Below are 20,689 nucleotides of genomic sequence, written 5' to 3' on the forward strand. Positions count from 1 at the left end.
CGTTACGACTCGGCCTTTTCGCGCTTCATGTCCGTGCGCATCTCGTTGCGGCGGGATTCCAGACGCGCCCGCGTGTAGAGATCGAGATCATGCACCTTAAGCGCCAGTTCCAACTGGCGGATCGCTTCACCGTAGTGGCCCAATTGATGGAACGATTCGGCCAGATAGCCGTGCGCTTCAGCAACTCTGCCTGCCTCACCACTGGCACGTGCCGCCAATCGATACAACTCTGCATCGGGGGCGCGTCCGCGCATGTACTCTTGGAGGAACTCCCGTGCTTTGGCGGCCTGGTCGGTCTGCATGAGCGTAGTCGCGTAACCCAGAGCAAGGGGGTAATTGCCCGGGAAGAGGCGCAACGCATCCGCGTAGATGGTCAGCGCCTCCTTCCATTGGGACGCGGCCACCTCAATGTCCGCCAGCAACAGACGATAGGCCAACCGATCCGGCTCCTCACGCTGCAGAGCGAGTGCCGCTTCGCGCGCGGCCGGGATACGTTTGGCGCGTAACAACAACAGCGCCTCTCCATAGCGGGCGGCATCACGAACCACGCCTTGGGATTCGGTGCTCATCTTGTGAAATTGCTGGTAAGTCGCATCGAGATCTTCGGCTGCCCGCGCCACCACGCGTGCCTGCGCCAAATGGAACTCCAGCGCCAACACCTGCTGCCGAACCGGCAAACTCGATGCCCGATCCCTGGCCTCCGCGAGTCGATCCGTGGTCACTGGGTGGGTCAGCAGATATGAGGGTAGTTGTGTGCCATAGTAACGGCTGGCCCGCTGCATACGCTCAAAGAACTCGGGCATATCACCCGGATCGAAACCTGCGTTGGCCAGAATCTGAATTCCAATACGGTCGGCTTCGCGTTCGTTGTCACGGGTGAAGTTGATTTGGCGTTGCACAGTTCCTGCAGCAACACCCGCAATGGCCGCACTCCCCAACTGCGCATCGGCGCCACCCAGAAGAATCGCCCCCAACAGCGCTGCTGCGGCAGGCAAACTCATACTGCTGGCATCCTCATAGGCACGTGCCAGATGATTCTGGGTCACATGCGCAATCTCGTGCGCCAGCACTGCTGCCATCTCTCCCTCGTCCTGGGCGGCTGCGATCAATCCGGTATGCACACCGATATAACCTCCCGGCGCGGCAAAGGCATTTATGGAGGGGTCATCCACCACGAAAAAGGTAAAGGGCTGATCGAGGACATCGGCACTGCCTACCAGCCGGGCACCAACCGCCTCGACGTATTCGGTGATCAGTGGGTCTTCCAGCAATTTGCCCGCCTGCTGCAGCCTGCGCATCAACTCTTTCCCGATACGCTCCTGTTCGTGCGCGGACCAGATACTGCCCGCGGTGCTGCCCATCTCCGGCAGTTGCACCCCGGCGGCCATGCCCACAGAGGACAACAGGAGAAGAACGGCTACGGTGGCTGCCTGAACTCTCGGTATCAAAACGGTGTCCCCTGATTCTCATGCGTCCCGGGCGCGCAAATAGGCCTGTCGACGACTGCGACTAGGCATTCTGACTCTTGCCGCTGCACGGTGTTCCCGAAAACCCCGTTCGCCGAGTATCCCCACGGGGTAGGCTGCATGCTATCCCTTACGGGAGTGCGGACGTGACTTGCCTTTACCCTGACCGCTGACATATAAGTACTGGCTGACATTCTAATAGACACATCACCATCCAATTGGAGGAGTTCAACAATGGCTGATTTCGATCAGGAACTCGACGCAACGGGCCTCAATTGCCCGCTCCCGATCCTGCGTGCCAAGAAATCCCTCGCGGGTTTACAGAGCGGCCAAGTCCTACGTGTGGTAGCCACCGACCCGGGATCCGTCAAGGATTTCGACGCTTTCGCCAGGCAAACGGGCAACGAACTACTGGATTCGAGCGAAGATGCAGGGACCTATTACTTCCGTATTCGCAAGGCCTGAACAGCATTCAACGTCGCAGCCGATCCAGTTGTGGCGTGCATCAATCGCACTCCCGCGAATGTCGCACTTGCCTGTCCAACCCGCAACCCCTTTCAGGGCTGTAGACCGGCTTGTCGCGATCCGCTGTGACCATTCTGTCGCTCTGTTGACCGGAAGGAAACTCAATGTCTGATCAAAAAAGTTTGGCCATTATCGCCACCAAAGGTTCGCTGGACTGGGCCTATCCGCCGTTTATTCTTGCGACCACCGCGGCCGCTCTGGGTTACAAGACGAGTATCTTCTTCACCTTCTACGGCCTGCAATTGCTGAAGAAGGACATGAACCTGCAGGTCACCCCGCTCGGCAACCCCGCAATGCCCATGCCCATGGGCATGGACAAGTGGTTCCCGGTTCTCGGTACTGCACTGCCGGGTATGCAGTCGATGATGAGCATGATGATGAAGCAGAAGATGAAGGCCAAGGGCGTGGCCAGCATCAACGAACTGCGCGATCTTGCGCTGGAGGCCGAGGTGAAAATGATCGCCTGTCAGATGACCGTCGATCTCTTCGACTTCCAGCCCAAGGACCTCATCGACGGCATCGAATACGGTGGTGCCGCCATGTTCTTCGAGTTTGCCGGCGAATCCGACGTCAGCCTGTTCGTCTGATCAGCAGATCGCGCAGCGGTGAGGTGGCGCTCTACAGCCACTTCACCGCCACTTCACGCCTGCCCCTCATCCAGCGTATAGCGGTCTATACGGCGCACATCCTCTTCTGCACCAGGGTGGTGTTTCAACTAAAACCTATCTCAGAATCCCCCGCGAGCTGTGCCGGTCGCTCGTGGTTCGAGCGCCAGGTGTGGCGAGCGTGGTTGGGTCATTCCCAATGAGCGAGCCGCGACGCCGCGCTGGAGCCACGAGCGCCCGGCCCTGCGGGTTGGCCCCAGAGGAGCGCTGGGTAGGCCCGAAGGCGCAGCCAATAGCAGCGCTATTGGCAAGTCGAGAACACCGCCAGCGCACCTCTGGGGCTCAACACAGTACGCGGGGGATTCTGAGATAGGTTCTAGCCTGAAGAATATTGCAGCGCTGCGCTGGATACCAACGCAGCCAGGAAGGCCCGGTTCTCCTCGGGCGTCCCAACTGTCACCCGCAAGCAATCGGTCAACCGCCCGCCGGCTCCATTGAGATTCTTGATCAACACTCCCCGCGCTTTGAGTGCGGCGAACAACTCATCGGCCCGGCCCGCAGGGCAGCGGATCAGCAGGAAGTTAGCACGACTGGGATAGACGGTGATGCCAGGCAGGGTAGCCAGTGCCTCGAACAGCGACTCGCGCTCGCGGCAGATCTCCGCGGTCTGCGCATCGAACACCGCGCTGTGGCGGAGCGCGAACCGGGCGCTGACCTGGGTCAGTACGTTGATGTTGTAGGGCAGCCGCACCTTGTCGAACTCGCCCAACCAACGAGGGTCGCCCACCAACAAACCGAGCCGCAGCCCGGCCAGCCCCATTTTCGAGACCGTGCGCATCACCACCAGATTGGGGTACTCCGCCACCGCTCCCAGAAGGGAGGCTCCCGCAAACGGCGCGTAGGCCTCGTCGACCACCACCAGCCCCGGCGCGGCCTCGATCAGCCGGCGGATCTCAGCCTCGGGCCACAGGTTGCCGGTCGGGTTATTGGGGTAGGCGAGGAACAGCACCGCCGGCTGGTGACGCTCGATGGCCGCCAGCATGGCCGGCATGTCGAGGGTGAAATCGTCACCCTTCAACGCGACACCCACGTAATCCATGCCGGTAAACAGCCCGATCATCCGGTACATGACGAAACTGGGCTCCGGCGCCAACACGCTGCGCCCCTCCCCGGCCAGGGCCAGGGCGATCATCTGAATCAACTCATCGGAACCGTTGCCGAGCAGGATCTCGGCCGCGGCGGGAATCGGCATCGCCGCCCGCAGTGCATCCTTGACACCGCGCGCATCGGGATCGGGGTAGCGATTGACCGGTGTCTCACGCAACAGCGTCAGCCACTCCTCGACCATCTCGGCGGGCCAGCGATAGGGGTTTTCCATGGCGTCGAGCTTGATCAGGTTGCCGGGATCGGGGACGTGGTAGGCGGACAACGCCCGTATCTCGGGCCGTATCCAGCGGTGCACCCATGCTTTGGAGTCGTTCATCTAAAGTCTTTCAACGCAGAGCCGCAAAGACACCACGATCGCAAAGCGAACACAACCGATAAAATCTTCGTGCCCGTTGCGTCCTGGCGCCTTCGCGTTGAATTCTTTACCGATCCTCGCTCTTCACCCGATACTCCGCCGAGCGTGCATGGGCCGTCAGACCCTCGCCACGCGCCAGGGAAGCGGCAACCTTGCCCAGATGACTTGCTCCCTCGGGCGAGCAGAAGATGATGCTGGAGCGCTTCTGGAAATCATAGACCCCCAGCGGCGAGGAGAACCGCGCCGTCCTCGAGGTGGGCAGCACGTGGTTGGGGCCGGCACAGTAATCACCCACGGCCTCGGCGGTGTAGCGCCCCATGAAGATCGCGCCGGCGTGGCGAATCTTCTGCGCCAGCGCCTGCGGATCGGCTACCGAAAGTTCCAGATGCTCCGGGGCGATGAAATTGGCCACCGCGGCCGCCTCATCGAGATCCTTGACGCGTACCAGTGCGCCGCGCGCGCCCAACGAGGTGCGGATCAGTTCGGCACGCTCCATCCCGGGGCACAGGCGATCGATGCTCTCGGCCACCCGGTCGAGGAATCCGGCGTCGGGACTGATGAGTATTGCCTGGGCGTCCTCGTCGTGTTCCGCCTGTGAGAAGAGATCCATGGCGATCCAATCGGGATCGGTCTGCCCATCGCAGATCACCAGGATTTCCGAAGGCCCGGCGATCATGTCGATGCCGACGGCACCAAAGACCATGCGTTTGGCGGTCGCCACATAGATATTGCCGGGGCCGACGATCTTGTCCACCTGCGGAATGGTTTCGGTCCCGTAGGCCAGTGCCGCCACCGCCTGGGCGCCGCCAATGGTGAAGACTCGATCGACGCCACTGATCGCCGCGGCTGCCAGCACCAGGTCGTTGACCTCGCCGTCGGGTGTGGGCACCACCATGATCAGTTCCGGTACTCCCGCCACCTTGGCCGGGATGGCGTTCATCAGTACCGACGAGGGGTAGGCCGCTTTGCCGCCAGGGACGTAGAGACCGACGCGATCGAGCGGCGTCACCTGCTGGCCGAGCACCGTACCGTCGGCTTCGGTGTAGGACCAGCTCTCCATCTTCTGGTGCTGGGCATAAGCACGCAACCTGTGCGCCGCGAACTCCAGCGCCTCGCGCTGCTGGGCAGGCAAACTCCCTCGTGCCTGCTCCAGGCGATTCTGTGGGATCTCCAACTCGGCCATTCCCTCGGCCTGCATACGATCGAAGCGGTTGGTAAACTCCACCACCGCCGCGTCGCCACGTGCGCGAACCGCGTCGATAATCTCCTGCACCGTAGCGTGAACGGCGGCATCGGAAACGCCCTCCCACGCCAGCAATGCGGCGAGCTGCGACTGAAACCCGGGCCGGGTGCTGTCGAGGCGCTTGATGTCGATCACTGCGAAATCCTCACTGCGCGGCTTGCACCGTCGTCTCCAGGGCATCGATCAGCTCCTGCACGGCGGTGTGTTTCATTTTCATCGACGCCTTGTTGACCACCAGGCGCGAACTGATGTCGGCGATGTGCTCCAGGGGAGCGAGGCCATTCGCCTTGAGGGTGTTGCCGGTATCGACCAGATCGACGATACGGTCCGCCAGCTTTACCAGCGGCGCCAACTCCATGGAGCCGTAAAGTTTGATGGTCTCCACCTGCCTGCCCTGGCGGGCGTAGTAACGACGCGTGATGTTGGGGTACTTGGTCGCCACCCGCAGGCGTTCGGCCGGTTCCGCCTCCTCGGGTCGGCCCGCCACCATCAAGCGGCAGCGGGAAATTCGCAGATCGAGCGGCTCGTAGAGCCCATCGCCCCCATGCTCCATCAGCACATCCTTACCGGCCACGCCCAGATCGGCGGCCCCGTACTCCACATAGGTGGGCACATCGGAGGCGCGAATGATCACCAGCCGCACATCGGGCCGGTTGGTCTCCAGAATCAGCTTGCGGCTGGTCTCCGGATCGTCCCGGGGAATGATCCCGGCGCCCGCCAGGAGCGGCAGCGCCTCCTGGAAGATGCGTCCCTTGGAGACAGCGATGGTCAGTGTGTCGCGCATGTTCGTTGCTGAGATGAGATCAGGAGGGAACGCGACGAATCTTCGCGCCCAGCTGGGCAAGCTTTTCCTCGATATTGTCGTAGCCGCGATCGATATGATAGATCCGGTCGACGCGCGTCTCGCCTTTCGCCACCAGACCCGCCAGCACCAGACTGGCCGAAGCGCGCAGATCGGTGGCCATCACGGGCGCGCCCTTGAGCAGCCTGACGCCGGTACAAATGGCGGTGTTCCCCTTGAGCTCGATCCTGGCACCCATGCGATCGAGTTCCGGCACATGCATGAAGCGGTTTTCAAACACCGTTTCGGTAATCGTTCCCACCCCCTCGGCAACCGCATTGAGTGCGGTGAACTGAGCCTGCATATCGGTCGGAAAGGCCGGATAAGGAGCGGTGCGGACCTCCACCGCCTGCGGCCTGCGTCCCTCCATGTCGAGATCGATCCAGGTGTCGCCGACCTCGATCTTGGCACCCGCCTCGCGCAGCTTGACCAATACTGAATCGAGCAGCGAGGGTTGCGTGTCCTTGACCTTGATGCGGCCGCTGGTCATGGCCGCAGCCACCAGAAAAGTACCGGTTTCGATACGATCGGGGAGGATGTTGTACCGCCCGCCCCGCAGGGCCGTCACCCCTTCGATGGTGATGGTATCCGTACCCTGGCCGGTGATCTTGGCACCCAGTGAATTGAGGCAATGCGCCAGATCGACCACCTCGGGCTCGCGCGCGGCATTCTCGATAATGGTGACGCCATCGGCCAGGGTGGCCGCCATCATCAGGTTCTCGGTACCGGTAACGGTCACCAGGTCCATGAAGATGCGTGCACCACGCAGGCGCTTGGCGCGGGCACGAATATAGCCGCCCTCGACAACTATGTCCGCCCCCATGGCCTGCAGTCCCTTGATGTGCAGATTGACCGGTCGCGATCCGATGGCGCAGCCGCCTGGCAACGACACGTCAGCCTCGCCAAAGCGCGCCAACAGCGGGCCGAGCACGAGGATCGACGCGCGCATGGTCTTGACCAGTTCGTAGGGAGCGACGAAGTTGTTGATGGAGCGCGGATCGACCTCGACATTCATACGCTCGTCGACGGTGAGTTCCACCCCCATGCCGCCGAGCAACTCCATCGTGGTGGTGATGTCGTGCAGATGCGGTATGTTGCCGATTGCGACCATCCCATCCACCAGGAGTGTCGAGATGATGATGGGCAGCGCGGCATTCTTGGCGCCGGACATACGCACCTCACCGGAGAGCGGCACGCCACCTTCGATGATCAGTCGGTCCATAGGTCCCGGTCGGAAAGGGCCTTGGTGTGTGTCAACGGCAGAGTGTCAGGCACTGGGACGTCCCTCGGCTTCCCACTCTTCGGGGGTCAGCGTCTGTATCGAGAGCGCATGGATCTCGGCGCGCATCTTGTCCCCCAAAGTCGCGTAGACCTGACGGTGCTGCTGAACCAGCCCTTTACCGGCAAATGAATCGGCGACAATGACAGCCTTGAAGTAAGTACCGTCTCCACTGACAGATACGTGCTCGGCCTCGGGAAGGCCGGCACGGATTATCGCCTCGATATCTTGCGCTTGCATCTTTGCGGAAACTCCTGCCCGGACACGGGAAAAGGGACCTATGATACGGGAAATTGCGGTGCGGCGTTAACGACCGGGGGACACGGCGCCTAATCGGCGTCGGGCGCCTCATCGTTCAACAATCCATACACCTGGCTAATTCGAGCCATGGCCTGCATCTGCTCGGGGATATTGCGAAACGTCAGCTTTGCGCCGCGCTGCCGCGTCTGCCGCAACCACTCAACCAGAAGCGCGAGACCGGCGCTGTCGCTGCGCTTGACGCCGCGCAGATCAATCACGGTTTCCTGGCCTGGTCTCTGCAACGGTTCCAGCAGCCCCTCCAGCTGCGGCACGCTGGCAAAACTCAGGGCGCCGGTCAGCAGCAGTTCGCCGTCGCCGCCCTGCTTCAGACAGGCGTCATTTTGCACCATCACCACCCTTGTTGCGGGTCGCGAGGGTGGCGATCAGGTTGTCGATACCACCACTGCTGATTTCGTTGGCGAAGGTGCTGCGGTAATTGGCAACCAGGCTGATATCGTCGATCGCGACATCGTAGACCTTCCATGCACCATCCGTGAGATGCATCCGGTAGTCGATGGGAATCGGGAAGGCACCCGGCTGTTCCACCTCGGCCCGCACCTTGACCTGGGTATCATCCGGTTTCATGCGCACCGGTTGCATGGTCACCTTCTGGCCTTTGTATTCGGCCAGCGCCGTTGCGTAGGTACGCACCAGTAACGCGGTAAACTCCTCTAAAAAGCGCTGACGTTGTTCCGGCGTTGCCTTGCGCCAATTCTTCGCCAGCACCCAACGCGAGATGCGTTCAAAATCGAAATGGGGCAGCGCAATCTCCTCCACCAGCCGATAGATCCGGTCCGGATCCTTTTCAATCACCGCCTTCTCGGCCTGGATCGCCTGCAACAGCCTGTCCGTGGTGTCCTGCACCAGTTCCAAAGGTCCCATCGCCGCCTGCGCCACGCCCAGCCAACCGGCCATTGCCAGCAGGAGCAGTATCACTCCGCCTCTGCGCACTCTTTTTCTCATGTAAGCTCCCTACCGACTTCTGTCGTTTGTACCCGGCAAACCGCCACCACGCTCAAACTGCCAACTTCCACCAGCGACGCCTTCGTGCACAACGGTCCGTTCTTGGGTGTTGAGAGTTCAAACCGTGCGCCAAGTTCCACCTATTCCTTGACGCCTTCCGCAGCCTTGCTGAAGAGAAACTGACCGATGATCTTCTCCAGCACCAGCGCGGACTGGGTCAGCTGGATGCTGTCCCCGTCCTTGAGAAACTGTTCCTCACCACCGGGCTCGAGACCAATATACTGCTCGCCCAGCAAGCCCGCAGTGAGGATGCTGGCGCTGGTATCCGTGGGCAACTTGTCGTAGTGCGCACTCACGTTGAGCGTCACCAGGGCCTCGTAGTTCTCATTGTCGTAGCTGATACCGGCCACCCGCCCTATCCTTACCCCCGAAACAGTCACCGGTGATCGCACCTTGAGGCCGCCGATGTTTTCGAATCGGGCTACCAGCGTGTAGCCTTTTTCATCCGTGAAACCGCTCAGATTGCTGACCTTCATCGCCAGCACGAAGAGCGCCGCCAGTCCCGCAGCGACAAACAGCCCGACCCATATTTCCGTAGTTCGTGACTGAAACATGATTAGACCTCTGTGAACATGAGTGCGGTGAGCAGGAAATCGAGCCCCAATACCGCCAGTGCCGTGTGCACCACGGTGCGGGTCGTCGCCCGGCTCACCCCCTCGGAAGTGGGCACTGCGTCGTAACCCTCGAATACCGCGATCCAGGTCGCCACGACTCCGAACACCACGCTCTTGATGACGCCATTATAGACATCCTCCTGCAGATCCACCTTGGCCTGCATCTGCGACCAGAAGGCCCCTTCATCGACGCCCAGCAGGCCAACGCCGACAAAATAGCCGCCCACAACCCCCACGGCACTGAAGATGGCGGCCAGCAGCGGCATCGAGATCACCCCGGCGAGGAACCGCGGACCGATAACACGCTGCAGGGGATCGACTGCCATCATCTCCATGCCGGAGAGTTGCTCGGTGGCCTTCATGAGCCCGATCTCTGCGGTTAAAGCCGACCCGGCGCGTCCGGCAAAGAGCAGTGCCGCGACCACCGGTCCCAACTCGCGCACCAGCGAGAGCGCCACCACCACGCCCAGCGACTCCTCGGCACCAAAATCGACCAGGGTGTTGTATCCCTGCAGTCCCAGCACCATACCGACAAACAACCCCGAGACCAGGATGATCACCAGCGACAGCACACCCACGGAATAGATCTGCCGGATTACCAGACCAAAGCGCCACAGCAGTCCCGGCAGTGTAACCAGGGTATGAAAAAGAAAGAGGTGACCGCGTCCCAGGCGCTCGAAGAAATTGAGCCCGGCCCGCCCCAGTCGCTGCAGCAGGGTCAGCATGCCGCGTCCCCGTCGAGCAACTCCACAGCGAGGGGCGGCGCCGGATAGTGGAAGGGCACCGGTCCATCGGGCAGCCCCTGCATGAACTGGCGCACCCAGTCGGAATGGGAATCGCGCAGCGCCGCCGGTGTGCCGTGCTCGATAACCTTGCCTCCGGCAATCACGTAGATGTAGTCGGCGATGGAGGCGGTCTCAGCCACATCGTGCGAGACGATAATAGAGGTCAGCCCCAACGCGTCGTTCAGCGTGCGAATCAATTTCACCAGCACACCCATGGAGATCGGATCCTGCCCCGCGAAGGGCTCGTCGTACATGATCATCAGCGGATCGAGCGCGATGGCGCGCGCCATCGCTACCCGCCGCGCCATGCCGCCAGACAACTCACTGGGCATCAGATCACGTGCGCCGCGCAGTCCAACGGCCTCCAATTTCATCAGGACCAGATCGCGGATCATGCGCTCGGGCAGCCGGGTGTGCTCGCGCAGCGGAAAGGCGACGTTCTCGTAAACAGTAAGATCGGTCAGCAGGGCGCCGCTCTGAAACAGCATTCCCATACGCTTGCGCAGCTCATACAACCCGCTGCGTGACAACCGCGCCACCTCTTCGCCATCGACGTGCACAGCGCCTTCCAGCGGTCGCAGCTGGCCACCGATCAGGCGCAGCAGCGTCGTCTTGCCGCTGCCGCTCGGCCCCATGATCGCCGTGATTCGGCCGCGGCGGATATCGAGATCGACACCGTCGAAGATCGCCCGCGATCCGCGCAGGAACCGTAATCCGCGGATCTCGACGAGTGTCTCGGGTTGGTTGGCTTGCAAGGCAGACGATCCAGGGTTGGTTGTGCTTTCTTGTTCGGGTCGCGTCACTGCGCCGGTGCTGCAGGTACTCGGCCGCAAGTGTCGGTGCTCGCAGGAATCAAGTCAACTTCATCGGCGGCCCATCGGGCGGCACCTGGCAGCCACCCGGCGTGCGGCCCGTGCTGCCCTGCGCGGCGTCGTGTCATAATAGATCGCGTGTCGCCGGCCTGCTGAGACCCGTCGCACAGTAGGGCCTGTCGCCCCTGAACCCCGAGTCTCGCCCAAAACCAACGCCACCGCTTGATGGATCATACGACCGGTCTCCTGTTACCCATTGCCGCCGTCATCGCCGGATTCCTCATGCTGGTCTGGGGCGCGGACCGCTTCGTCGTCGGCGCCGCCGCCACGGCGCGCAACCTGGGTATATCCACGCTGATCATCGGTCTTACGGTGGTGGGATTCGGCACGTCAGCCCCGGAGATGCTGGTCTCGGGCATGGCCGCCTGGCAGGGCAACACGGGGCTCTCGATCGGCAACGCGCTGGGATCCAACATCGCCAACATTGGCCTGATCCTCGGGGTAACAGCCCTGATCGCCCCGCTCGATGTCCATTCGGACACCTTGCGTCGCGAGTTTCCCATCCTACTCGCCGTCGTTATGTTCGCAGGCGTACTGATGGCGGACGGCAACCTGGGACGTATCGACGGTCTGTTGCTGCTGGGCGGGCTCTGCATGATGCTCTACTGGCTGGTGACGCTGGGGATGCGCATGCGCCGCGGTGATCCCATGACCCGGGAGATCACGGCCGAAGTACCCGAAGCGCGGCCACTCTCCCGCGCGCTGATGTGGTTGGTCTTCGGCCTGGCGGTACTGCTGGTCAGCTCGCGCATGCTGGTGTGGGGGGCGGTGGAGATTGCCCAGAGCCTGGGCGTCAGCGATCTGGTCATCGGCCTCACGATCGTTGCCATCGGCACCAGCCTCCCCGAACTGGCGGCCGCCATCGTGAGTGCCATAAAAAAGGAACACGACATTGCGATCGGCAATATCATCGGTTCCAATATGTTCAACTTGTTGGCGGTGCTGCCACTGCCCGGCCTGATCAGCCCCGGAAGGTTTCCCGAAGAGGTGCTGGTGCGCGATCTGCCGGTCATGGCAATAATGACCCTGGCCCTGTTCGCCATGGCTTATGGATTCGGGGGACACGGCCGCATCAACCGCTTGGAGGGGGGTACGCTGCTCGCCGCCTTTGTCGGCTACCAGGTCATGCTCTACATCCAGCACTGAAACCTAAACCCAACGACGCGACCATACATGGCACCACAAGACTCGACATCTTCCCCGGTGGATCATCCCGACGCGAAGTTCTGTGATCTCGGGCGGGCGGTGATCACGACCGAGGCGGCCGCAGTGACGGCGCTCGCTCAACGCATCGATGCCGGGTTCGCCCGTGCCTGCCGCATCCTGCTCGCCTGCGAGGGGCGCATCATCGTGCTCGGCATGGGCAAATCAGGGCATATCGGCAGCAAGATCGCCGCCACCCTGGCGAGCACCGGCAGTCCGGCCTTTTTCGTCCATCCGGGCGAAGCGAGTCATGGCGATCTGGGAATGATTACCGCCAAGGATGTGGTACTCGCGCTCTCCAACTCGGGGGAAACGGAGGAGATCCTCACCATCCTGCCGCTCATCAAACGCCTCGATGTGCCGTTGATCACCCTCACCGGCAAGCCGGACTCCACGCTGGGGCGCCAATCCAGCGTCTGTATCGATGTCAGCGTCGATCAGGAGGCCTGTCCGTTGGGTCTCGCGCCCACCTCCAGCACCACCGCGACGCTGGCCATGGGCGATGCACTGGCGGTTTCGCTGCTCCAAGCGCGCGGCTTTACGGCCGCCGATTTTGCCCGCTCGCATCCTGCGGGGCGCCTGGGCAAGCGCCTGCTGCTGCGCATCCACGATGTGATGTACAGCGGCGCTGAAGTTCCGCGGGTGCCCGAATCTGCCGGCCTCAGTACCGCACTGCTGGAGATGAGCCGCAAAGGATTGGGGATGACCGCGATCGTCGATGGCGCCGAGCGTGTGGTCGGCATCTACACCGATGGCGATCTGCGCCGCACGCTCGACCAGGGCATCGATATCCACAATGCTCCGGTCGCCTCGGTCATGACGCGCGGCTGCACGACGGTCACGGCGGATCTTCTGGCCGCGGAAGGGCTGCAGATCATGGAGGAAAAGAAGATCAACGGTCTGCTGGTGGTCGACGCCTCCAACCGGCTCATCGGCGCGTTGAATATGCACACCCTGCTGCGCGCGGGCGTGCTGTAGGGGCGGCCGGCAGATGCAGGATACTCTCGCCAAGGCTGCCGCAGTTCGTCTGGTGATCTTCGATGTGGACGGCGTACTGACCGACGGCAGCCTGTTCTTCAGCGATCGCGGGGAGGAATTCAAGATTTTCAATGCCCGCGACGGCCACGGCCTCAAAATGTTGCAGCGTTCGGGTGTGGAGGTCGCTATTCTCTCCGGGCGCCGCTCAGCCGCTGTTCAGACCCGCATGCAGGCCCTTGGCATCCGCCATGTCCATCAAGGTCTGGAGGACAAGGGCCCGGCCTTCGAGGCCCTGATCACGGAACTGGGCATCGGCGCCGACCAGGTCGCCTATGCCGGGGACGATGTCATCGATCTGCCGGTAATGTGTCGGGTTGGCCTGGCCATCGCGGTCAGCGATGCGCACCCGCTGGTGCGGCAACACGCCCATTGGCAAACCACCCTTCCCGGGGGGCGCGGCGCCGCGCGCGAGGTGTGCGAGCTGATCATGGAGGCCCAGGGCACACTGCAACCCGCCATGGCGGGGTATATCTCCAGATGACCCGCGCCAGCGTGGTGTTTGTCGCCCTCGTCGCGCTCGCGCTGCTGAGCAACTGGGTTGCGGATATCCTTACCCCGCAACCGGCGATCAGCCGTCCCGAGCGGCATACGCCCGATTTCTTCCTTACCTCCGTCCAGCTACGCGCCATGGACGAGAACGGTGTCCTCCAGCACCGCATGAGCGCCGCGCGTATCGTTCACTACAGCGACGATGACAGCAGTGAATTGCTCGAACCGCGTTTCTACGCCATCGGCGATCAGGGACCACTCTGGGAGGTCCGCAGCGATCAAGGCAGCAGCGATGCGGACGGAAAAGTGGTTATGCTGCGTGGCGCGGTCACGATGACTCAGCTGGGCGCAGCGAACGGTGTACTCCAGACCCGCGATCTGTTGCTGCGTCCGCGGGAGAATTACGTCGAAACTGCAGCCCGGGTGACCTTTCAAGACGGCACCAGCCACATCGAAGCAACCGGGCTGCGCGGTAATTTGGGAGAGGGCGGGTCATTGCAGCTCTTGGCAAAGGTACGGGGAGTCCATGCGCCGGCTAATCACTAATTCGCTGATACTGATCGTCACCGCGATGCCCGCATCCGCCTGGGGTCTCGACAGTGATCGCGACCAGCCTATGCACCTCGAAGCCGATAGCGTCACCATCGACGACCAGAAGAAGATCAGCCGTTACAGCGGTGCGGTGCAGATGAGCCAGGGCAGTGTACGCGCCACCGGCGATGAGATCGTGGTGCACTCCAACGAGGATGGACCGGAACGCATCATCATGATGGGCTCCCCCGCCACCTTCCGCCAACGTCCCCAGGGCAAGGAGCAGGATGCTTACGGCCACGCCCGGCGCATCGAACACGATACCGAACGCGAGACAACCCTGTTCATTGGCGAGGCACGCTTCTGGCAGGGAAAGGAAGAGTTCGCCGGTGCCAGCATCGAGTACGACGCTGCTCGCGACCGGGTGCACGCCCAGGGCAGCACCGATGGCTCGAGCCGCGTTCGTATCGTCATCCAACCCAAAAACCAGTCCGCTCCGGACACCGCGGACACACCGAAAGCCGCGCAGTGACCCGGCTCACGGCGACAGCTCTGGCCAAGCGCTACCGCGACCGCAGTGTGGTCAGCGATGTCTCGCTGGAGATCAGCAGCGGTGAGGCGGTAGGCCTGCTGGGACCCAATGGCGCAGGAAAAACCACCTCTTTCTACATGATCGTCGGCCTGATTGCCGCCGATGCCGGGCAGATCGTCATCGACGGACGCGATATCACCCGGCTTCCGATGCATGAACGCGCGCGGCTTGGCGTGGGGTACCTGCCGCAGGAGGCCTCGGTGTTTCGCAAACTGACCGTAGCGGAGAACATCCTTGCCATCCTGGAGATTCGCGGACTCTCCGGCGCCGAGTGCCAGGAACGCCTCGATGAGCTGCTGCATGAACTGCATATCGGACATCTGCGCGAGCATCTGGGCATGAGCCTCTCCGGCGGTGAACGGCGACGGGTCGAGATCGCCCGGGCCCTGGCGGCCGAGCCGCGCTTCATACTCCTGGATGAGCCTTTCGCGGGAGTCGATCCGATCTCGGTGCTGGACATTCAGCGCATCATCGAACACCTCTGTGAGCGCAACATCGGGGTATTGATCACCGACCACAACGTGCGCGAAACGCTGGGCATATGTCATCGCGCCTATATTCTCAACGCCGGTCAGGTGATCGCCCAGGGGAGTGCCGAGGAGATCCTGAACAACGCACTGGTACGTGAAGTCTATCTCGGTGAGAAATTCCGGCTGTGATCCGGAGTGCCGGCATGGTTTCACGATCACCGCGCTAGTTGCCACTGCGCGCGTGGCGGGTCACAATTGCCGCTTCGCTCAGGGAGGGGGCCCGGGCGGAACTTGAGCAACAGCTGTTCCGCCGCATGTCAAGGCTTGATACTTATCAAAGTTCGTGCCAATACTGTGCCGAGACCCGGAAAACGGGCATGGCATGGGTTATTATTTGGTTAGCCCAGCACACTTAAATAGGCTCCATTGCTCAACCAACCTCTCCAATGAAGCAGTCGATTCAGCTACGCCTAAGCCAGCAGCTCACGATGACACCGCAGCTGCAGCAGGCTATTCGCCTTTTGCAGCTCTCCACCCTGGAGCTGCAACTGGAGGTGCAGCAGGCGTTGGAGTCCAACGTGATGCTCGAAAACGAGGAGGAACTCGAGCAGCAGGAACCTGCACTCAGCATCGAGATCGAACTCAGCAACCGCAACGGCAGCAATGGCAGCAGCGCCGAAAGTGAAGTAAATCAGACACCTGCCGACATCCCTGAAGATCTGCCCGTAGACAGCGCCTGGGAGGATGTCTACGACACCGGCGGAATGAGCTACTCAAACTACGACGGTGACGACCGCGAGTACGACCACGCCGCTGAAATTGATGAAAAGCTCCACGACTACCTGCTCTGGCAACTGCAACTGACGCCTTTCAATGAGACCGATTTCACCATCGCCTCGGTGATTGTCGACTCCATCAACGACGACGGTTACCTCACCTGCAGCCTCGAAGATGTGCTGGAAGCAGTCAAAGAAGACCTGGGGGAAGTGGAACTGGACGAAGTGGAGGCGGTGCTGCATCGGATACAGAACTTCGACCCGCCCGGCATCGGTTGCCGGGACCTGGGCGAGTGTCTCTATTTGCAGTTGCGGCAACTACCCGACAATACCCCGTTCCGTAGAGAGGCGATGCGGTTGGTCACGGAGCATCTGGATCTTTTGGCGGGCCGTGATCAGCAGTTGCTGATGCGCCGCGCGCGGCTTGACGAGGAGACACTGCGCGAGGCGCTGGCGCTGGTCCGCTCGCTCAATCCTCACCCCGGCAACAGCATGCCGAGTACGACGACCGAATACATCGTGCCCGATGTATACGTGCGCAAGATGAACGGTGCCTGGCGCGTCGAGCTCAATCCGGAAACGACGCCACGCCTGCGAATCAACACTCAATACGCGGGCATGATCCGCCGCGCCGATAACAGCGCGGACAACACCACGCTCAAATCGCACTTGCAGGAGGCGCGCTGGTTCATCAAGAGCCTGCAAAGCCGCAACGAAACGCTGCTCAAGGTTGCCTCGTGCATCGTCGAGCGCCAGCAGGCATTCCTGGACTACGGCGAAGAGGCCATGAAACCGATGGTGCTGCGCGATGTGGCCGAAACCATCGAAATGCACGAATCCACCATTTCGCGCGTCACCACCCGCAAGTACATGCACACACCACGCGGCATCTTCGAGTTCAAATACTTCTTTTCCAGCCATGTCAGTACAGCGAGCGGTGGCGAATGCTCCGCCACCGCGATCCGTGCACTGATGAAAAAACTGGTCGCTGCGGAGAATCCGGCCAAACCGCTCAGCGACAGCAAGATTGCCCGTATCCTCTCGGATCAGGGCATACAGGTAGCTCGCCGTACCGTGGCCAAGTATCGGGAAGCGATGTGCATACCGCCCTCGAACGAACGCAAACGCCTGATCTGAGGTGACAGGCGCACCCTTTCAACCCCAAGGAGTCACAACATGCAACTCAACATTACCGGTCACCACATCGAGATCACCGCCGCACTGCGCGACTACGTCAACACCAAGTTCGAGCGGCTGCAGCGCCACTTCGATCAAGTAACCAACGTGCATGTCATTCTCAGTGTCGAGAAACTGGCCCAGAAGGCTGAAGCCAAAATGCACATCAGTGGCGCCGATGTCTTCGCCGACTCCGTGCAGGAAGACATGTATGCCGCTATCGATGGGCTGGTAGACAAGCTTGACCGCCAGTTGAAAAAACATCGCGGCAAGCAAAACGATCACCACCGTGCCGAGGGTGGCATCAAGAGCAAGAGCGTCGAGTCGTTGTAATCGAAACCTGTAACAGGGCCTGCCGGCCTGAGTGCTGCATCATGACAATTTCCGATCTACTGAGCCCCGAACGGGTTGTGCCCAAGGCCGACATCACCAGTAAAAAACGTGCCTTGGAATATCTGAGCACGCTGATTACCGAGAGCTGTCCCGATCTCGATCAAGCGGAAATATTCTCCAGCTTGTTGAGCCGGGAGAAACTGGGCAGCACCGGACTGGGCAATCGTGTAGCGCTACCCCATGGCCGCATCGCCCACGATCGACCCGCGGTCGGGGCCTTCGTCACTGCGGCGGTGCCCGTTGATTTCGACGCCATCGACGACCAGCCGGTCGATCTGCTGTTCGCGCTGGTGGTCCCGGAAGAATCCACCGACGAGCACCTGCAGATCCTCGCACAGCTTGCCGAGATGTTTCGTGACGCAGACTTCTGCGAGCGGCTGAGACAGACCAGCGACCCCGCTGAGTTGCTGCAACTGCTCAGCGCCTGGCGCACAGCGGACAGTTCGGTCACATGACGCAGCCGGTCACGCCCCGCTCTCTGTTCGAGACCTTCTGTGACCAGCTGGGTTTGGAATGGGTAGCGGGCGCGGCCGGCGGCGACATCCCCATCCCCTCCACCGGTTCCGGGTACACCGGCATGGCGCTGGTGGGGCATTTGAATTTCATACGACGACCGCGCGTGCAGGTGCTTGGCATTCGCGAACTCGACTACCTCGCCGCCCTCGATTCCGGTTCTCGCGCTGAAGCGATTTCCAGTATTTTCATCGAATCGTCACCATTCATAATGGTGGCCAACAATCAGGTGGTGCCGCAGGAACTCATCAATGAAGCGGAGGCCACTGCCACCCCGTTGTTCTCCTCGCGGCTGGGCAGCCACGAGCTGATCAGCCACCTCCACTACTACCTGGCCAATCTATTGGCGGAGCGCCTCACCATCCACGGCGTCTTCATGGAGGTGATGGGCAGCGGGTTACTGCTGACCGGCGAGGCGGGATTGGGCAAAAGCGAACTTGCATTGGAACTCATCAGCCGTGGTCATCGGCTGATTGCCGATGATGCACCGGAGTTCGCCCGCATTGCTCCCGATATCGTCAACGGCACCTGCCCCGAGCCATTGAACGATTTTCTCGAGGTTCGCGGCTTGGGCGTTCTCAACGTCCGTGCCATGTTCGGCAGCAACGCCGTGAAGAGCAGCCGCTACCTGCGCCTGATCATAAATCTCAAAATCGCCACAAAGGAAAACACCCAGGGATTGGATCGTCTCTACGGCACCAGTCGGCCGCGCAACGTGCTCGGCGTCGATATCCCGGAAATCACCCTTTTCGTTGCACCAGGACGCAACCTGGCCGTGATGGTGGAGACCGCTGTGCGGCATCATTTGCTGGTACTCAAGGGTTACGACGCTGCGGAGGATTTCGTCAACCGCCAGCAACGATTCATCCAACAGGAAAGCACATGAAACTGGTCCTGATCAGCGGTCTTTCCGGTTCAGGAAAGAGCACGGCACTGCGCACGCTGGAGGATCTCGGCTACTACTGCATCGATAACCTCCCGGTGCTGCTGCTCTACGACTTTGCACAGCAGATGCAACGTCGGCCCGCCGACACGATCCGTAACTCCGCAGTGGGAATCGATGCCCGCAATCTGGAAGAGGATCTGCAGCAGGTGCCGAGCATTCTGGAGCGCCTCAAAAACGACGGTGTCGAATGCGAGGTGCTGTTTCTCACCGCCGACGACGACGCCCTTTTCAAACGCTTCAGCGAAACGCGCCGCAAGCATCCGCTAAGCGGCAATCGATACTCTTTAGCCGATGCCATCGAGAGCGAACGCGCGCGTCTTGAACCCATCGTCTCGTGCGCGAATCTCGTCATCGACACCAGTTTGACCAACATCCATGAATTGCGCGAATTGGTACGCGAGCGAGTCTACGGTCGGGCACGCAATTCGATTTCACTGTTATTCCAGTCATTTGGCTACAAACACGGTGTGCCCGGCGATGCCGATTTCGTCTTCGATGTCCGCTGCCTCCCCAATCCCTATTGGGAACCGCAGTTGCGACCGCTGAACGGTTTTGATGCTGCGGTCATCGAATATCTCGAATCCCAGCCCATGGTGATGGCGATGATTGAAGATTTGCGCGGCCTGCTCGAACGCTGGCTACCCCACTTCGAGGCCGAGAACCGGAGTTACGTGACGGTTGGCATTGGCTGCACCGGTGGTCAGCACCGTTCGGTTTACACCGTTGAGAAGCTCGCGGCGCATTTTCGCAAACTGTTGAGCGGCACCGTACTGACACGGCATCGGGAACTCAAATGAGCGTCGGGTTGCTGATCATCACTCACGAGGGAATTGGTGGGGCGCTGCTCAGAACCGCTACACATACGCTGAAATCCTGCCCGATAAACGCCGTGGTTCTCGAAGTTCCCCAGGACAACCGGCTCGAGTCGCATCAACTGCGAGCGCGCCGCCTACTCGACCAGGTTGACCAAGGGGATGGTGTGCTGATCCTCACCGATCTCTACGGCGCGACGCCCGGCAATATCGCCAGCGCACTGCACGATGGCAGGCGGGTGATAACCGTAACCGGCATCAATCTACCGATGGTCATGCGGGTTCTCAACTACTCGTCGCTGCCTCTCGAAGAACTTGCGGAAAAAGCGATCGGCGGCGGCAAGGACTGTATCTTCGCCTGTGATCAGGAGTCTGGTTGTGGCTGAGATCGAGACCGAAATCACTATCATCAACAAGCTGGGGCTACATGCGCGGGCAGCCGCAAAACTGGTGACCGTCGCCTCGGGTTTCGAAAGCGATATACAGCTGCTGCGTGATTCGCGCCGCGCCAACGCCAAAAGCATCATGGGGGTGATGATGCTGGCCGCGGGCAAAGGCACCACGCTCAAGATGATTGTCGCCGGCGGCGATGCCGAGTCCGCGACCAGCGCCATCCAGGAGCTGGTAAACGACAAATTCGGCGAAGGTGAATAGCCAACCGTGAGCACCGCGCAC

The 20,689-nt window shown here is 61.3% G+C and carries 26 protein-coding genes; 15 read left to right on the forward strand and 11 right to left on the reverse strand.

Annotation, left to right across the window (positions count from 1 at the left end; genetic code table 11):
• Positions 1-2: 2 nt before the first annotated feature.
• Positions 3-1,388, reverse strand: a complete 1,386-nt coding sequence (locus tag DWQ09_18210; protein ID KAA3626157.1) for a M48 family peptidase — start codon at positions 1,386-1,388, stop codon at positions 3-5.
• A gap of 312 nt (positions 1,389-1,700) precedes the next feature.
• On the opposite strand from DWQ09_18210, the gene DWQ09_18215 reads away from it, so the two are divergent.
• Together DWQ09_18215 and DWQ09_18220 are read left to right on the forward strand one after the other, a co-directional pair.
• A complete protein-coding gene (locus DWQ09_18215; protein KAA3626158.1) occupies positions 1,701-1,931 on the forward strand; it encodes a sulfurtransferase TusA family protein in 231 nt (76 codons plus the stop codon).
• 164 nt (positions 1,932-2,095) lie between these two features.
• On the forward strand, positions 2,096-2,578 hold the full coding sequence (locus tag DWQ09_18220; protein KAA3626159.1) for a peroxiredoxin family protein: 483 nt from the start codon (positions 2,096-2,098) through the stop codon (positions 2,576-2,578).
• 394 nt (positions 2,579-2,972) lie between these two features.
• Here the strand turns inward: DWQ09_18220 and DWQ09_18225 are convergent, their stop codons facing one another.
• The 10 genes from DWQ09_18225 to DWQ09_18270 all read right to left on the reverse strand — a co-directional run bounded on the left by DWQ09_18225 (position 2,973) and on the right by DWQ09_18270 (position 10,958).
• The gene (locus DWQ09_18225) at positions 2,973-4,079 is read right to left on the reverse strand and encodes a histidinol-phosphate transaminase (GenBank protein KAA3626160.1); all 1,107 of its coding nucleotides are present in this window, start codon (positions 4,077-4,079) and stop codon (positions 2,973-2,975) included.
• A 106-nt stretch (positions 4,080-4,185) separates the two neighbouring features.
• Positions 4,186-5,541, reverse strand: coding sequence for a histidinol dehydrogenase (gene hisD, locus DWQ09_18230; GenBank protein KAA3626161.1), 1,356 nt, complete (start codon positions 5,539-5,541; stop codon positions 4,186-4,188).
• The gene (locus DWQ09_18235) at positions 5,507-6,145 is read right to left on the reverse strand and encodes an ATP phosphoribosyltransferase (protein ID KAA3626162.1); all 639 of its coding nucleotides are present in this window, start codon (positions 6,143-6,145) and stop codon (positions 5,507-5,509) included. Before DWQ09_18235 ends, hisD begins: the two co-directional genes overlap by 35 nt.
• 19 nt (positions 6,146-6,164) lie before the next feature.
• Positions 6,165-7,424: a UDP-N-acetylglucosamine 1-carboxyvinyltransferase gene (gene murA / locus DWQ09_18240; protein KAA3626163.1), complete on the reverse strand. Its 1,260-nt coding sequence runs from the start codon at positions 7,422-7,424 to the stop codon at positions 6,165-6,167.
• A 45-nt stretch (positions 7,425-7,469) separates the two neighbouring features.
• A complete protein-coding gene (locus tag DWQ09_18245; protein KAA3626164.1) occupies positions 7,470-7,721 on the reverse strand; it encodes a BolA family transcriptional regulator in 252 nt (83 codons plus the stop codon).
• Positions 7,722-7,810: 89 nt separating this feature from the next.
• The gene (locus DWQ09_18250) at positions 7,811-8,131 is read right to left on the reverse strand and encodes an STAS domain-containing protein (GenBank protein ID KAA3626165.1); all 321 of its coding nucleotides are present in this window, start codon (positions 8,129-8,131) and stop codon (positions 7,811-7,813) included.
• Positions 8,118-8,696, reverse strand: coding sequence for an ABC transporter substrate-binding protein (locus DWQ09_18255; GenBank protein ID KAA3626233.1), 579 nt, complete (start codon positions 8,694-8,696; stop codon positions 8,118-8,120). The genes DWQ09_18250 and DWQ09_18255 overlap by 14 nt, the downstream gene beginning before the upstream one ends.
• A 188-nt stretch (positions 8,697-8,884) precedes the next feature.
• Positions 8,885-9,358, reverse strand: coding sequence for an outer membrane lipid asymmetry maintenance protein MlaD (mlaD, locus tag DWQ09_18260; protein ID KAA3626166.1), 474 nt, complete (start codon positions 9,356-9,358; stop codon positions 8,885-8,887).
• A 2-nt stretch (positions 9,359-9,360) separates the two neighbouring features.
• On the reverse strand, positions 9,361-10,143 hold the full coding sequence (mlaE, locus tag DWQ09_18265) for a lipid asymmetry maintenance ABC transporter permease subunit MlaE (GenBank protein ID KAA3626167.1): 783 nt from the start codon (positions 10,141-10,143) through the stop codon (positions 9,361-9,363).
• The gene (locus DWQ09_18270; protein KAA3626168.1) at positions 10,137-10,958 is read right to left on the reverse strand and encodes an ABC transporter ATP-binding protein; all 822 of its coding nucleotides are present in this window, start codon (positions 10,956-10,958) and stop codon (positions 10,137-10,139) included. The genes mlaE and DWQ09_18270 overlap by 7 nt, the downstream gene beginning before the upstream one ends.
• 282 nt (positions 10,959-11,240) lie before the next feature.
• On the opposite strand from DWQ09_18270, the gene DWQ09_18275 reads away from it, so the two are divergent.
• From DWQ09_18275 to DWQ09_18335, 13 genes are all read left to right on the forward strand, one after another.
• Positions 11,241-12,221 (forward strand): calcium/sodium antiporter, encoded by a 981-nt coding sequence (locus DWQ09_18275; protein KAA3626169.1) that lies wholly within the window; start codon positions 11,241-11,243, stop codon positions 12,219-12,221.
• 27 nt (positions 12,222-12,248) lie between these two features.
• Positions 12,249-13,256: a KpsF/GutQ family sugar-phosphate isomerase gene (locus tag DWQ09_18280; GenBank protein ID KAA3626170.1), complete on the forward strand. Its 1,008-nt coding sequence runs from the start codon at positions 12,249-12,251 to the stop codon at positions 13,254-13,256.
• A 13-nt stretch (positions 13,257-13,269) separates the two neighbouring features.
• Positions 13,270-13,797: a 3-deoxy-manno-octulosonate-8-phosphatase KdsC gene (gene kdsC / locus DWQ09_18285; protein KAA3626171.1), complete on the forward strand. Its 528-nt coding sequence runs from the start codon at positions 13,270-13,272 to the stop codon at positions 13,795-13,797.
• Positions 13,794-14,351: an LPS export ABC transporter periplasmic protein LptC gene (gene lptC, locus DWQ09_18290; protein ID KAA3626172.1), complete on the forward strand. Its 558-nt coding sequence runs from the start codon at positions 13,794-13,796 to the stop codon at positions 14,349-14,351. The genes kdsC and lptC overlap by 4 nt, the downstream gene beginning before the upstream one ends.
• The gene (gene lptA / locus DWQ09_18295; protein KAA3626173.1) at positions 14,332-14,868 is read left to right on the forward strand and encodes a lipopolysaccharide transport periplasmic protein LptA; all 537 of its coding nucleotides are present in this window, start codon (positions 14,332-14,334) and stop codon (positions 14,866-14,868) included. The genes lptC and lptA overlap by 20 nt, the downstream gene beginning before the upstream one ends.
• Positions 14,865-15,587, forward strand: coding sequence for an LPS export ABC transporter ATP-binding protein (gene lptB / locus DWQ09_18300; protein KAA3626174.1), 723 nt, complete (start codon positions 14,865-14,867; stop codon positions 15,585-15,587). The genes lptA and lptB overlap by 4 nt, the downstream gene beginning before the upstream one ends.
• 257 nt (positions 15,588-15,844) lie before the next feature.
• Entirely contained in the window at positions 15,845-17,311 is a 1,467-nt protein-coding gene (locus DWQ09_18305) for an RNA polymerase factor sigma-54 (protein ID KAA3626175.1), read from the forward strand.
• Between the two features lie 39 nt (positions 17,312-17,350).
• Positions 17,351-17,683: a ribosome-associated translation inhibitor RaiA gene (gene raiA, locus DWQ09_18310; GenBank protein KAA3626176.1), complete on the forward strand. Its 333-nt coding sequence runs from the start codon at positions 17,351-17,353 to the stop codon at positions 17,681-17,683.
• A gap of 41 nt (positions 17,684-17,724) precedes the next feature.
• Positions 17,725-18,198: a PTS IIA-like nitrogen-regulatory protein PtsN gene (gene ptsN / locus DWQ09_18315; protein ID KAA3626177.1), complete on the forward strand. Its 474-nt coding sequence runs from the start codon at positions 17,725-17,727 to the stop codon at positions 18,196-18,198.
• Entirely contained in the window at positions 18,195-19,142 is a 948-nt protein-coding gene (gene hprK, locus DWQ09_18320) for an HPr(Ser) kinase/phosphatase (GenBank protein KAA3626178.1), read from the forward strand. Before ptsN ends, hprK begins: the two co-directional genes overlap by 4 nt.
• On the forward strand, positions 19,139-19,999 hold the full coding sequence (locus DWQ09_18325) for an RNase adapter RapZ (protein ID KAA3626179.1): 861 nt from the start codon (positions 19,139-19,141) through the stop codon (positions 19,997-19,999). The genes hprK and DWQ09_18325 overlap by 4 nt, the downstream gene beginning before the upstream one ends.
• Positions 19,996-20,400: a PTS fructose transporter subunit IIA gene (locus DWQ09_18330; protein ID KAA3626180.1), complete on the forward strand. Its 405-nt coding sequence runs from the start codon at positions 19,996-19,998 to the stop codon at positions 20,398-20,400. The genes DWQ09_18325 and DWQ09_18330 overlap by 4 nt, the downstream gene beginning before the upstream one ends.
• A gap of 1 nt (position 20,401) precedes the next feature.
• Entirely contained in the window at positions 20,402-20,668 is a 267-nt protein-coding gene (locus tag DWQ09_18335; GenBank protein ID KAA3626234.1) for an HPr family phosphocarrier protein, read from the forward strand.
• Positions 20,669-20,689: the final 21 nt, after the last annotated feature.

Source organism: Pseudomonadota bacterium (genome assembly GCA_008501635.1).
Classification (GTDB): domain Bacteria; phylum Pseudomonadota; class Gammaproteobacteria; order QQUJ01; family QQUJ01; genus QQUJ01.